The sequence below is a fragment of the Burkholderiales bacterium genome, from assembly GCA_036262035.1.
Taxonomy (GTDB): domain Bacteria; phylum Pseudomonadota; class Gammaproteobacteria; order Burkholderiales; family SG8-41; genus JAQGMV01.
The window spans coordinates 926,500-940,302 of the sequence record DATAJS010000010.1 but is presented as its reverse complement, the minus strand read 5'-3'; the positions used below and the strand labels follow the sequence as shown (position 1 = coordinate 940,302).

The 13,803-nt window shown below is 65.9% G+C and carries 10 protein-coding genes; all 10 read right to left on the bottom strand.

What is annotated here, in order from left to right; genetic code table 11:
* Positions 1-36: 36 nt before the first annotated feature.
* Positions 37-1,551 (bottom strand): tripartite tricarboxylate transporter permease, encoded by a 1,515-nt coding sequence (locus VHP37_12400; GenBank protein HEX2827142.1) that lies wholly within the window; start codon positions 1,549-1,551, stop codon positions 37-39.
* Between the two features lie 21 nt (positions 1,552-1,572).
* Positions 1,573-2,094, bottom strand: coding sequence for a tripartite tricarboxylate transporter TctB family protein (locus VHP37_12395; protein HEX2827141.1), 522 nt, complete (start codon positions 2,092-2,094; stop codon positions 1,573-1,575).
* A gap of 49 nt (positions 2,095-2,143) precedes the next feature.
* Positions 2,144-3,157: a tripartite tricarboxylate transporter substrate-binding protein gene (locus tag VHP37_12390; GenBank protein ID HEX2827140.1), complete on the bottom strand. Its 1,014-nt coding sequence runs from the start codon at positions 3,155-3,157 to the stop codon at positions 2,144-2,146.
* Positions 3,158-3,396: 239 nt separating this feature from the next.
* Positions 3,397-3,819 (bottom strand): universal stress protein, encoded by a 423-nt coding sequence (locus tag VHP37_12385; GenBank protein HEX2827139.1) that lies wholly within the window; start codon positions 3,817-3,819, stop codon positions 3,397-3,399.
* 11 nt (positions 3,820-3,830) lie between these two features.
* Positions 3,831-4,547, bottom strand: a complete 717-nt coding sequence (locus VHP37_12380; GenBank protein ID HEX2827138.1) for a TerC family protein — start codon at positions 4,545-4,547, stop codon at positions 3,831-3,833.
* Complete coding sequence (locus VHP37_12375; GenBank protein HEX2827137.1) at positions 4,544-5,935, bottom strand: citrate transporter; 1,392 nt, start codon at positions 5,933-5,935, stop codon at positions 4,544-4,546. Before VHP37_12375 ends, VHP37_12380 begins: the two co-directional genes overlap by 4 nt.
* Positions 5,936-6,258: 323 nt before the next feature.
* Positions 6,259-7,935, bottom strand: a complete 1,677-nt coding sequence (locus VHP37_12370; GenBank protein ID HEX2827136.1) for a formate--tetrahydrofolate ligase — start codon at positions 7,933-7,935, stop codon at positions 6,259-6,261.
* Between the two features lie 250 nt (positions 7,936-8,185).
* Complete coding sequence (gene fdhF, locus VHP37_12365; protein ID HEX2827135.1) at positions 8,186-10,999, bottom strand: formate dehydrogenase subunit alpha; 2,814 nt, start codon at positions 10,997-10,999, stop codon at positions 8,186-8,188.
* Positions 11,000-11,101: 102 nt separating this feature from the next.
* Positions 11,102-12,787, bottom strand: coding sequence for an NAD(P)H-dependent oxidoreductase subunit E (locus tag VHP37_12360; GenBank protein HEX2827134.1), 1,686 nt, complete (start codon positions 12,785-12,787; stop codon positions 11,102-11,104).
* A gap of 69 nt (positions 12,788-12,856) precedes the next feature.
* Positions 12,857-13,735 (bottom strand): succinate--CoA ligase subunit alpha, encoded by an 879-nt coding sequence (sucD, locus tag VHP37_12355; protein HEX2827133.1) that lies wholly within the window; start codon positions 13,733-13,735, stop codon positions 12,857-12,859.
* Between the last annotated feature and the right edge of the window lie 68 nt (positions 13,736-13,803).

Sequence of the window (13,803 nt, the reverse complement as noted above, 5' to 3'; positions counted from 1 at the left end):
TTCCCCCGTTCGTTCACTGGCCGTCGACCGTCGGCGTCAGCCGACGGTCGGCGCGGGTGCAGCGCCGCGCACCCGCGCCTTCCAGCGGCTGAAGAGCGGCCAGACGAGCAGGATCAGGGCGAGCGCCATGATCGAGCCCACCAGCCAGTTCGAGAAGAAGATCGTGAGGTCGCCCTGCGCCATCAGCATCGACTGGCGGAAAGCGTCCTCGGCGCGGTCCCCGAGCACCAGCGCAAGCACGAGCGGCGCCAGCGGATAGGCGAGCTTCTTGAACGCGTAGCCCGCCACGCCGAAGAGCAGCATGAACCAGATGTCGAGCATCGCGTTGTGCACCGTGTACGCGCCGATCGCGCAGATCACCACGATGATCGGCGCGATGATCGAAAACGGCACGCGCAGGATCGCGGCGAACAGCGGCACGCACGTGAGCACGATGATGAGCCCGGCGATGTTGCCGAGATACATGCTCGCGATGAGGCCCCACACGAAATCCCGCTGCTCGACGAAGAGCAGCGGCCCGGGCTGCAGACCCCAGATCAGTAAGCCCCCGAGCAGCACCGCCGCGGTGGGCGAGCCTGGGATGCCGAGCGAGAGCATCGGCAGCAGCGCGGACGTCCCGGCGGCGTGCGCCGCGGTCTCGGGCGCGACCACGCCTTCGAGCTGGCCCGTGCCGAACTTGGCCCCGTCGCGCGAGACGCGCTTGGCGACGCCGTAGCTCATGAACGATGCGGGCGTAGCACCCCCGGGCGTGATGCCCATCCAGCAGCCGATCAGGCAGCTCCTGCCCATCGTGGCCCAGTACGTCGGCAGTTTTTTCCACGTCTCGAGCACGATCTTCGGATCGATCTTGGCGGTACGGCCCTGGAACGACAGCCCCTCTTCCATCGACAGCAGGATCTCGCCGATGCCGAAGAGACCGATCACCGCGACGAGAAAGTCGAAGCCGCGCATGAGCTCGGACGAGCCGAACGTGAGGCGCAGCTGTCCGGTCACGGTGTCGATGCCGACCGCCGCGAGCGCGAAGCCGAGCATCATCGCGGCCATGATCTTGAACGGCGGCTCCTTGCCCATGCCGATGAAGCTGCAGAACGTGAGGAAGTACACCGCGAAGAATTCGGGCGGCCCGAACTGCAGCGCGAACTTCGCCACCAGCGGCGCGATGAAGGTGATCATCACGACCGCCACGAAAGCGCCGACGAACGAGGACGTGAACGCGCCGGTCAGCGCCTCGCCCGCCCTGCCCTGCTGCGCCATCGGATAGCCGTCGAAGGTCGTCGCGACCGACCACGGCTCGCCGGGTATGTTGAAGAGCACCGAGGTGATGGCCCCGCCGAACAGCGCGCCCCAATAGATGCACGAGAGCATGATGATCGCCGAGGTCGGCGGCATCGAGAACGTGAGCGGCAGCAGGATCGCGATGCCGTTCGCGCCGCCGAGTCCCGGCAGCACGCCGATGATCACGCCCAGGCTCACGCCGATCAGCATGAGCAGCAGGTTGAAAGGCGTCAGCGCGACCGCGAAGCCGTGAAACAGTGCTGCGATATCTCCCAACTGCTTCTCCCCTGCCGCCGCTCAGTATCCGAGGAACCACAGCGGATCGAAAGCGCCTTTGTAGAGCGGCACCTTGAACCAGACTTCGAACGTGATGAAAGCGAGCGCGCTGACGGTGAAACCGAGCGAGACGCTCTTCAGCCAGCCGTATTTGCCCAGCACGCGCATGAAGAGCGCGATGTAGACCGCGGACGCGACGTACAGGCCGATGAGCTGGGTGCCCAGCACGTACAGCGCCGCCGGCAGCAGCATCGCCAGCACCTGCCGTAGCGGCTGCCACTCGACGAAGATCCCCGCGCGCCGGCCCGACTTGCCGAACACGTTCTGGATGAAAACCGCGGCGCTCGAGATGCAGATGATGAGGCCGATGTAGAAGGGGAAATACCCTGCCTGCGGGCCGTCGGAGCCCCAGCTCGAGCCGAGGCGGTGGCTGTCGTACACCACGAGCGAGCCGATGCCGAAAAGGATGACCGCGACGACGATTTCCATCGCGCGCGCCGATACGCCGCCCAAAGCGGGGCGGCTGCTGTGAGGTTCGCTCATGGGGCTTTCCGAAGCAGAAGGGCGGGCTCCGGGCCCGCCCTTCAGCGATTTACTTCTTGGCGAGGAAGCCCGCGTCGGTCATCAGCTTCACGTGCTCCTGCTCGGCTTTCGCCACCCAGTCGGCGTATTCCTTGCCGGAGAGCGCGGTCTGGTTGAACGCGCCTTTCTCCATGAACTCCTTCCACTCGGGCGTCTCGCGTACGCGCCGGAGAAGCTGCACGTAGTAGTCGACCGCTTCCTTCGGAACGCCCGGCGCCATGAAGATGCCGCGCAGCATCACGTAGTCGGTCGGCACCCCGGCTTCCTTGCAGGTCGGGATGTCGCCCCACGCCATGGTGTCAGTCACCTTGTTCTTGTAGGGCATGCGCTGGTCGTCGAACACGCACAGCGGACGCAGCTTTCCGGCACGCCATTGCGCGACCGCCTCGATCGGGTTGTTCACCGTCGAGTCGACGTGCTTGCCCACCAGCTGGGTCGCGACGTCGCCGCCGCCCTTGAAGGGAATGTAGGTGAATTTGGCCCCGGTCGCTTTCTCGAGCGCGACCGTGATGATCTGGTCTTCCTGCTTGGAGCCGGTGCCGGCCATCTTGAACTTGCCGGGGCCCGCTTTCTTCGCCGCCTCGACGTATTCCTTGGCGGTCTTGTACGGCGTTTCGGCATTCACCCACAGCACGAACTGATCGAGCGCCATCATCGATACCGGCGTCAGGTCCTTCCAGTTGAAAGGCACGCCGGTCGCGAGCGGGGTGGTGAACAGGTTGGAGAGGGTGATGATGATCTTGTGCGGATCGCCTTTCGCCGCCTTCACGTCGAGGAAGCCTTCGGCGCCGGCCCCGCCCGACTTGTTGATCGGGATGAGCGTCTGCTTCATCAGGTTGTGCTTGGCTACGATGCCCTGGATGAGGCGCGCCATCTGGTCGGCGCCGCCGCCGGTGCCGGCGGGGATCACGAATTCGACGGGCTTGGCGGGTTCCCAGCCGGCGGCCGCCGCGGATGCTGGTCCGCTCAGCGCGAAGCTGGTCAGTGCGAGTAGCGGCACGAAGCCGCGCAGGCTCTTACGCATTTCACTCCTCCGTTATCGTGGACTCGGGCGCGCTGCCAGCGCGGAGCCGGTCGATCCGCTGGACGGGCGCCGGAAGCGCCCAGACCCTGCAGATTGCCCGGTATCTTGGTCCAGGCCCCGCCAAAACGAATTGACCGCGGTCAATTTTCCGCCGCGATTGCCCTGCCCGTCCCGACATAACGCGCCGCCCCTGGCGACGGTTGTCCATGCTCCATGCGCGAACAGGCCGCGCCGGCCCGCTATTTCACGAGAACGACGGGGACGCTCGCCTTTTCCAGCACTTCCTTCGCGACCGAACCCATGAGCACGCTGGCGACCGCGCCGCGGCCGTGGGTGCCCATGACGATCTGGTCGATGCCGTGCTCTCTCGCGTATTTCGCGATGACCTCGCCGGCATCGCCGACCGCGACGTGGTAGTGGTACCGGATGCCGGCCGCGTCCAGCGTGCGCTCCGCCGGCTCCAGGCACTTCAGCCCTTCTTCCCGGTGGTAATCCTCGATATTGCTGTGGCCGACGGCCGACGCCGCGCGGCCGGCGTACGGCAGGGGCGGCTGCACGTTGATCAGGTGCAGCTCCAGCGCGTCGCGCTGCGACTTGTTGATGACATGGTCGACCGCGCGCAGCGAGGTCTCGGAGCCGTCCGTAGGCACCAGTGTCTTCATGGTCTCACCCCCTATGCTTTCGGATCTTCATGGACGAGATCGACGATTTCTTTCGACTCGTGCGAGCGCGACGCCAGCCACTTGCCGACGACGACGACGAGCACCGCTCCGGCGGCCGGCGCGACCCAGTGCAGCCAGTGGGCGTTCGCGTTCACCCACTCCTTGATCAACGGATCGGTCGCGGCCATCTCGCCGGCGACCCAGCCCAGCAGCGCGGCGCCGATCGTGATGATCACCGGGAAGCGGCCCATGAGCTTCAGCAGGATCGTCGAGCCGAAGATCACCAGCGGGATCGAGATCGCCAGACCGAGGATGAGCAGCGTGTCGTTGTCCTTGGCCGCGGCGGCGACGCCGATCACGTTGTCGAGGCTCATCACGAGGTCGGCGACGAGGATCGTCTTGATCGCGACGATCAGGTTATCGCTCGCACTGACGTCTTCGCCGCCCTCTTCTTCCGGCATCAGCAGCTTGACCGCGATCCACAGCAGCAGCACCGCGCCGATGAGCTTGAGGTAAGGCAGCTTCAGCATCTCGACCGCGACGATCGTCAGGATGATCCGCATGACGACCGCGGCGCCGCTGCCCCAGAAGATCGCCTGTTTCTGCTGCTTGGGCGGCAGCGAGCGCGCGGCAAGCGCGATGACGACCGCGTTGTCGCCGGAAAGAACGATGTTGACGCCGATGATCTGCAGCAACGCCACCCAGAAGGCGGGGTCGGTTACGCTCATGATGTGAATTCACTCCTCGGGTAATGCGCCGCAGCGGGAAGATACGGTACTGCGTGGGTTGGAAACTGCGAACCCCGGACGGGAACGCAGGTGGACAAAAAAGCGGTCTGCGCCGTTCGGCGGAAATTATAACCACGTACGCAATCGTCGCATCGGGAAATACCCGAGGCCGCCGCGCGCTTGGCCGGCGCGTGCGGGTGCCAGCCGAGGACGGACAGCAGGACGAAAAAGCCGATCACGTAGGCGACGGCGACGTGCCAGCCGTGACGCACCCACGCGCCGACCGACTTCGCTTCGCCGTACATGTTGGCGAGCGCGACACCGGCGGACGAGCCGAACCAGATCATCGAGCCGCCGAAGCCGACGGCGTACGCGAGGAAGCCCCAGTCGTAGCCGCCCTGCCGCAGCGCGAGCGCGGTGAGCGGGATGTTGTCGAAGACGGCCGAGACGAAACCGAGACCGAGCGCGGAAGACCACGACGCGGCCGGCAGCTTCTCGACCGGCATCATCGAGGCGCACAGGATCAGCGCGAGCAGGAAGACGCTGCCACGGAAGGCGTTCGGCAGCAGCGACCAGTCGGGGCTGCGCACCGCGGCGGTCGCGAGGATCGCCGCCCACACCGCGGCGCCGATGAACGGAAATGCGTCCGAGACAGCGTCGTAGTAGAGATTCACCACGACGTTGGCGGCGATCGCCGCCGAGAGAATCGCGCCCACGATACCCACGCGCGCCCAGTCGATATTCACCCCGCGAGGCGGGTCTTTCATGATCGGCGAGTAGCGCTGCTGCTGGAACGACGCGGGTATCCCGAACACCACGAGGGCGACCGCGGCCGCGACGTACGCTTCGAGCACGTCGAGCGGCGAGACGCCGGCGATCCACATCATCGTCGTCGTGGTGTCGCCGACCACACTGCCGGCGCCGCCGGCGTTCGATGCCGCGACGATCGCCGCGAGATAGCCGATGTGCACCTTGCCGCGGAACACCGTGCCGGCGATCGTGCCGCCGATCATCGCCGCCGCGATGTTGTCGAGGAAGCTCGACAGCACGAAGATGATCGCGAGCAGGACGAACGCGCCTTTCCAGTCGTCGGGCAGCAGCCTGGGAAGCTCGGCCGGGATGCGGCTGCGCTCGAAGTGGTTCGCGAGCAGCGCGAACCCGAGGAGCAGCCCGAGCAGATTGGCGAGGATCACCCACTCGTGCGCGAGGTGCAGCGCCAGACCGTGGACACCGGTCGCGCCCTTGAACCCGGTGAAACCGAGCTTGTACGCGGTGATCGCCGCCAGCCCGGTGAGCGCGACCGCCATCGTGTGATGGTGGAACACCGCCACGCCGAGCAGCGTGAGCGCGAACAGGATGAATTCGACAGGAATGCCCAGCACGTTCACGTGCGGCGACCTCTACCTTTACCTTTAACCGTACTCGTTCGAGGCAAAGGTCTCGCCGGCAACGCCCAAGTCGCCGATGCGGCCGGGAATCGTCCAGCGATTCCGTGGTGACGGCCGTATCGCAGCCGCGCCTGACGACGACGCGGCCGTAGCTACTCCCCTTTGGAAGCGCCCGTCAGATCATGACGAGCGCCCGCTTTTTATCATGTCACTTCGTGATGCGTCAACGGAAGCGCTGCGCGCTTCCATTGACGCGGGAAGTAAACACCTCGGAGGGAAACCAGGGTTTCCCTCCGAGACCTCCCTTCCTTCAAAACCCGATATCAGAAGAGCCCTACGACTTTACCGTCGTCGGTGAGGTCGATCTTCTCCGCCGACGCCACCTTCGGCAGGCCGGGCATCGTCATGATGTCGCCGCACACCATCACCACGAACTCCGCGCCCGCGGCGAGACGCACTTCGCGGATGTTCACGACGTGGCCCGACGGTGCGCCGCGCAAGCTCGCGTCGGTCGAGAACGAGTACTGGGTCTTGGCGACGCAGACGGGATACTTGCCGTAACCCTCCTCCTGCAGCCGCTTGATCTGGCCGCGCACTTTGGCGTCCGCCGTGACGTCGCTCGCGCCGTAGATCTTGGTGGCGATCGTCTTGATCTTGTCCCACAGCGGCACGTCGTCTTCGTAGACGAACTTGAACTTGCTCCCGCCCTTTTCAATGAGATCGACGACGGCCTTCGCCACGTCCGCCGCGCCCGCGCCGCCTTCGGCCCAGTGGTTGGCGAGCAGCACCGGCACGTTGTGCGGCGCCATCTTCTTCTTGACGAGCTCGATCTCGGCGTCGGTGTCGAAGGTGAAGCGGTTGATCGAGACCACGCACGGCAGGCCGTAGTGGTTGCGCACGTTGTCGACGTGGCGCTCGAGGTTGGCGAGGCCTTTCTCCAGCGCGGCGAGGTTTTCCTTGTTCACTTCCTTGACGTCGACGCCGCCGTGGTATTTCAGCGCGCGCATCGTCGCGACGATCACCACCGCGTCCGGACGCAGCCCCGACTTGCGGCACTTGATGTCGACGAACTTCTCGGCGCCGAGGTCGGCGCCGAAACCGGCTTCGGTCACGACGTAGTCCGCCAGCTTGAGCGCGGTCTTGGTCGCGATCACCGAGTTGCAGCCGTGCGCGATGTTCGCGAACGGACCGCCGTGGATGAACGCCGGATTGTTCTCCAGCGTCTGCACGAGGTTGGGCTTGAGCGCGTCTTTCAGGAGCACGGTCATCGCTCCATGGACCTTGAGGTCTTTCGCCAGCACCGGCTTCTGCTCGCGCGTGTAGCCGATCACGATGTTGCCGAGGCGGTTCTTGAGGTCCTTGAACGAGGTCGCGAGGCAGAAGATCGCCATCACCTCGCTTGCTACGACGATGTCGAAACCGTCCTGGCGCGGATACCCGTTGCCCGGCCCGCCGAGCGAGCACGTGATCTCGCGCAGCGCGCGGTCGTTCATGTCCAGGACGCGCTTCCACGTGATGCGGCGCACGTCGATGCCGAGCTCGTTGCCGTGGTGGATGTGGTTGTCGATGGTCGCGGCGAGCAGGTTGTTCGCGAGCTGGATCGCGTTGAAGTCGCCGGTGAAGTGCAGGTTGATGTCTTCCATCGGCACGACCTGGGCGTAGCCGCCGCCCGCCGCGCCGCCTTTCATGCCGAAGACGGGACCGAGCGAAGGCTCGCGCAGGCAGATCAGCGCTTTCTTGCCGATCTTGTTGAGCGCGTCGCCGAGACCGACGGTCGTCGTCGTCTTGCCTTCCCCGGCGGGGGTCGGGCTGATCGCCGTCACCAGGACGAGCTTGCCGTCCTTCTTGCTCGCAAGGCTGTCGACGTAGTCGAGCGACACCTTGGCCTTGTAGTGGCCGTAAGGCTCGATCGCGTCCTCGGGTATTCCGAGCTTTTGCGCGAGCGAGGTGATGCGCTGCAGCTTCGCCTGCTGGGCGATTTCGATATCGGATAACGGCATGACGTCGACCTTTCCGTGGAAGCGTGGAATCGTTCTGGGATTTTTATCGGCGCCGGACGGCGCGAGCCGGGGAACTATAGGACCGCAGAAGCGAACGACGCCTTGACCGCGGTCAAGAGTGGGCCGTCATTCCCGACCCGCGATAGCGGAAGCGATCGGGAATCCATTCTGACTTTTGACCGTCGAAAATGGATTCCCGCCTGCGCGGGAATGACGACCTTCGCAGGGTGCGTGGTAACGCACCGCGCCGTCAGGCCCCGACGCCCCTCAGCGCCGCCAGCGCCTGACCCCCGCCATACGACGTCCGCGGCGTCAGCTCGCCCCCGCGCATCACCTTCACCGCGCAGTACTTGAACTCGGGGATCTTGCCGAACGGATCGAGCGCGGGGTTGGTGAGCAGGTTCGCCGCGGCTTCGTAGAAGCAGAACGGCACGAACACAGCGCCCCGCGGCGTGCCGTCGTCGGCGCGCGCGTAGAGCGAGATGATGCCTCGGCGCGATTCGATCGTGATGACGTCTCCCGCCTTCGCCCCCATCGCGTCCAGATCGAGCGGGTGCACCAGCGCGGTCGGATCGGGCTCGATGGCGTCGAGCACCGACGCGCGGCGCGTCATCGCGCCGGTGTGCCAGTGCTCGAGCTGGCGCCCGGTGATGAGCACGAACGGGTACTCGCCGTCGGGACGCTCGGCGGCCGGGATGATGTCCGCCGGGACGAACCTGGCGCGGCCGCTCGGGGTCGGGAAGCGCTCGGTGAAGACCACGGGGGTTCCGGGATCGCCTTCGTTCTCGCACGGATAGGTGACCGAGCTCTCGGCTTCGAGGCGCTCCCAGGTGATGCCGGCGATCGAATCCATCGCGCGGCGCATCTCGTTGAACACGTCCTTCGGCCCCGCATATTTCCAGTCGAGGCCGAGGCGGTTGGCGAGCGCCTGGATGATCCAGAGATCCGGCTTCGCCTCACCCGGCGCGGCCAGCGCCTTGCGGCCGAGCTGCACCATGCGGTCGGTGTTGGTGACCGTCCCGTCCTTCTCCGGCCACGCGGTCGCCGGCAGGATCACGTCGGCGTAGTAGCAGGTCTCGGTGAGGAAGATCTCCTGCGTCACCAGGAACTCGAGCTTGGCCAGCGCTTCGCGCGCGTGATGCGCGTCGGGATCGGACATCGCGGGGTTCTCGCCCATGATGTACATGCCGCGGATCTTGCCGTCGAGGATCTCGTGGATGATCTCGACGACGGTGAGGCCCGGTTTCGGATCGAGCGTCGTGCCCCACAGCTTCTCGAAGCGCGCACGCGCCTGGTCGTCGTCGACGCGCTGGTAATCGGGGAAGACCATCGGGATCAATCCTGAGTCCGAAGCGCCTTGCACGTTGTTCTGGCCGCGCAGCGGATGCAGGCCGGTGCCGGGGCGGCCGACCTGGCCGGTCATCAGGCACAGCGCGATCAGGCAGCGCGCGTTGTCGGTGCCGTGCACGTGCTGCGACACGCCCATGCCCCACAGGATCATCGAGCCTTTGGATTTGGCGAAGAGCCGCGCGACCTCGCGCAGCGTCTCGGCCGGAATGCCGCAGATCGGCGCCATCGCCTCGGGACTGTAGCCCTCGAGGTTCTTCCTGAGCTCCTCATAACCCGAGGTGCGGTCGGCGACGAACGCCGCGTCGACGAGCCCTTCCTCGACGATGGTGTGCATCATCGCGTTGAGCATCGCCACGTCGGTGTCGGGCTTGAACTGGAGCATGTATTGCGCGTGGCGCGACAGCTCCGACTTGCGCGGGTCGGCGTAGATGAGCGTCGTGCCGTTCTTCGCGGCGTTCTTGATGAACGTCGCCGCGACCGGGTGGTTGGAGATCGGGTTCGCGCCGATGAGGAAGATGACGTCCGCGCGCGCGACGTCGTTGACCTGGTTCGATACCGCGGCCGAGCCGATGCCTTCGAGCAGCGCCGCGACGCTGGAAGCGTGGCACAGCCGCGTGCAGTGGTCGACGTTGTTCGAGCCGAAACCGGTGCGCACCAGCTTCTGGAAGAGGTAGGCCTCTTCGTTGGTGCCTTTCGCCGAGCCGAAGCCGGCGAGCGTGCGCGGGCCCGAATCGCGGATCGCTTTGAGCTTGCTCGCGGCGAGATCGAGCGCCTCTTCCCAGCTCGCTTCGCGGAAGTATTCGAGCGGATTCGACGGGTCCATGGTGAAGTCCGCGTGCTTCGGCACACCGTCCTTGCGGATCAGCGGCCTGGTCAGGCGCTGCTTGTGGTGGACGTAGTCGAAGCCGTAGCGTCCCTTGACGCACAGGCGTGAAAGGTTGGCGGGACCTTCGCGGCCGTTCACGTACAGGATCTTGTTGTCCTTGATGTTGTAGGTGAGCTGGCAGCCGACGCCGCAGTACGGGCAGACCGAGTTCACCTGTCGGTCCGGCACCACCATGCCGACCTCGTGCGCGGGCATCAGCGCGCCGGTCGGGCACGCCTGCACGCACTCGCCGCACGCCACGCACGTCGAGCCGCCCATCGGGTCGTCGAGGTCGAACACGATCTTGGAGTGCTCGCCGCGGAAGGCGTAGCCGATGACGTCGTTCACCTGCACTTCGCGGCACGCGCGCACGCAGCGCGTGCACTGGATGCAGGCGTCGAGATTGACGGCGATCGCGTAGTGCGAGAGGTCCGGCGCCGGGTTGTGGCGGCGCTCGAAGCGCGGCTCGCTGACCTCGAGCTTCTCGGCCCACTGGTCGAGCTCGGAGCTCAGCGTATGGCGCTCTCCCGCGACGTCGGAGAGCAGCAACTCGAGCACCATCTTCTGCGAATGGCGCGCGCGATCGTTGTCCGAAGTGACTTCCATGCCCTTGGTCGGACGGCGGCAGCACGATGCCGCGAGCACGCGCTCGCCCTTCACTTCGACGACGCACGCGCGGCAGTTGCCGTCGGGCCGCATGCCCGGCTTGTAGCAGAGTCGCGGGATCTCGACGCCGAGTCGATCGGCGGCCTGGAGTATCGTCTCGTCGCCGAAAGCGACGACGTCATTGCCGTTCAGCTTGAACTCGACCGGCATCGCGGCCAGCTCTTCTTTGGTCATTCCAGTCATGTGCGCTCTCGCGGTGAAAAGTGAAACGTGATCCCCTCACCCCGACCCTCTCCCCAGCCTGGGGAGAGGGAGGGTTACGTTTCACTTTTCACGTTCCACGTTTCACTTTATTTCGTCCGGGAAGTACTTCATCACGCAGCGTATCGGGTTGGGCGCGGCCTGGCCGAGACCGCAGATCGAGGCGTCCGCCATCGCGGCGGACAGCTCTTCGAGCAGCGCCTGGTCCCATTTGGGCTGCGCCATCAGGCCCACCGCTTTCGCCGTGCCGACGCGGCACGGCGTGCACTGCCCGCACGACTCCTCGGCGAAGAACTTCATGACGTTCCTCGCGGCGAGCGTCGCGCTGTCCTTGTCCGAGAGAATCATCACCGCCGCCGAGCCGATGAAGCAGCCGTACGCCTGCAGCGTGTCGAAATCGAGCGGCGCGTTGCCGAGGCTGGCAGGCAATATCCCGCCCGACGCGCCGCCGGGGAGATACGCGTAGAAGGTGTGGCCGGGCAGCATGCCGCCGCAGTACTCGTCGATCAGCTCCTGCACCGTGATGCCCGCGGGCGCGAGATGCACGCCGGGCTTGTTCACACGACCGGAGACCGAGAACGAGCGCAGTCCTTTACGCCCGTTGCGCCCGTGGCCCGCGAACCACTCGGCGCCCTGCTCGACGATCTGGCGCACCCAGTACAGGGTCTCCATGTTGTGCTCGAGCGTCGGACGGCCGAACACGCCGACCTGGGCGACGTACGGCGGGCGCAGGCGCGGCATACCGCGCTTGCCTTCGATCGATTCGATCATCGCCGACTCTTCGCCGCAGATATAGGCGCCGGCGCCGCGACGCAGGAAGATCGTCGGGAGCTCGCACGGCGGATCGCGCGTGATCGCGGCCAGCTCGCGCTCGAGGATCTCGCGGCAGCCGGCATACTCGTCGCGCAGGTAGATGTAGACCTCGGCGATCTGCACCGCCCAGGCCGCGATCAGCATCCCTTCGAGGAAGCGGTGCGGGTCGCGCTCGAGGTAGTGGCGGTCCTTGAAAGTACCGGGCTCGCCTTCGTCGATGTTGACCGCCATGATCCGCGGCCCCGGCTCGGCGCGCACGATGCGCCACTTGCGGCCCGCCGGGAAGCCCGCGCCGCCCAGGCCGCGCAGCCCCGAGCTCTCCATGATCTTGATGATCTCTTCCACGTCGCGCTTGCCCGCGACGCATTCGGCGGCGAGCTTGTAACCGCCGAACTCTCTGTACTTCGCGTAATCGATGTAGTCGCCGACGGGGCACTCGGTGCGCCTGGCGGCGACGACGCTCTTCACCGCTTCCGGCGTCGCGTTCGCGATCGGGTTCTTGCCGACCACCGCGACCGGCGCCTGCTCGCAGCGGCCCACGCACGGCGCGGGAATCACACGAATGCCGTCCCCCAGGCCTTGCTTGAGCGCCTGGAACAGCTCGCCCCCGCCCGCGAGCTCGCACGACAGCGAATCGCACACGCGCACCGTGAGCGGAGCCGGCGGGGTCGTGCCTTCCTTCACCACGTCGAAATGGTGATAGAACGTCGCGACCTCGTAGACCTCGGTCGGCGCGAGCGCCATCTCGCGCGCGAGCGCCACGACGTGAGCCGCCGAGATGAAGCCGTAGCGGTCCTGGATCCTGTGCAGGTGCTCGATCAGGAGATCGCGCCTGCGCGGCGCGTTGCCGAGCAGCGCGCGTATCTCCTCCTGAGCGTTCAGATCGACCGGCCGGCCCTTGACCTTGCCGGGACCACCGTTCGCGCGCTTGCCGCGCTTGACCGTACCGCCTTCCAACTCTCTCTCCTCTTGGGGTCAGACCCCGGCTTCATCGGGGTCTGACCCCGGTTTTCTTTTAGGCGCTCCTCAGCCCAGCACCGACTTCATCAGCTTGCCCATCTCCGCGGGATTGCGCGTGACCTTGATGCCGCACTCCTCCATCACCGCGAGCTTTTCGTCCGCGGTGCCTTTGCCGCCCGAGATGATCGCGCCGGCGTGGCCCATGCGCTTTCCGGGCGGCGCCGTCACGCCGGCGATGAAGCCGACGACGGGCTTTTTCATGTTCGCTTTCACCCAGCGCGCGGCGTCTTCCTCGTCGCTGCCGCCGATCTCGCCGACCATCACCACCGCTTCGGTCTGCGGATCGTCGTTGAACATCTTCATGACGTCGATGTGCTTCATGCCGTTCACCGGGTCACCGCCGATGCCGACGCACGACGACTGGCCGAGACCGATCGCGGTGAGCTGACCGACCGCTTCGTAGGTCAGCGTGCCCGAGCGCGAGACCACGCCGATCGGGCCTTTCCTGTGGATGTGGCCGGGCATGATGCCGATCTTCAGCTCGTCGGGCGTGATGACGCCGGGGCAGTTCGGGCCGATGAGACGCGTCTTCTTCCCCTGCATGCGGTACCGGGTGCGGATCATGTCGCGCACCGGGATGCCGTCGGTGATGCAGATGACGAGATCGAGCCCGGCGTCGACCGCTTCGTCGATCGCGGCCGCGGCGAAAGGCGGCGGCACGTAGATGACCGACACCGTCGCACCGGTCGCGGCTTTCGCTTCCTTCACGGTCTCGAAGATCGGGATGCCTTCGAAGCTCTGCCCGCCTTTTTTCGGCGTCACGCCTGCGACGTAGCAGTGCTTGCCGTTCGCGTATTCCACGCCCGCATGGGTGTGGAACTGGCCGGTCTTGCCGGTGATCCCCTGGGTGATCAGCTTGGTGTCTTTGTTGATGAGGATGCTCATATTGGACCCGTGAAACGTGAAATGTGAAATGTGAAACGTTGAAAAGCGAGGCTCACCTCACGTTTCAC

Coding starts and splice junctions, on each gene's coding strand:
- VHP37_12395 (HEX2827141.1), bottom strand. CDS start 2,094: ATGAGCGAACCTCACAGCAGCCGCCCCGCTTTGGGCGGCGTATCGGCG.
- VHP37_12390 (HEX2827140.1), bottom strand. CDS start 3,157: ATGCGTAAGAGCCTGCGCGGCTTCGTGCCGCTACTCGCACTGACCAGC.
- VHP37_12385 (HEX2827139.1), bottom strand. CDS start 3,819: ATGAAGACACTGGTGCCTACGGACGGCTCCGAGACCTCGCTGCGCGCG.
- VHP37_12380 (HEX2827138.1), bottom strand. CDS start 4,547: ATGAGCGTAACCGACCCCGCCTTCTGGGTGGCGTTGCTGCAGATCATC.
- VHP37_12370 (HEX2827136.1), bottom strand. CDS start 7,935: ATGCCGTTATCCGATATCGAAATCGCCCAGCAGGCGAAGCTGCAGCGC.
- fdhF (HEX2827135.1), bottom strand. CDS start 10,999: ATGACTGGAATGACCAAAGAAGAGCTGGCCGCGATGCCGGTCGAGTTC.
- sucD (HEX2827133.1), bottom strand. CDS start 13,735: ATGAGCATCCTCATCAACAAAGACACCAAGCTGATCACCCAGGGGATC.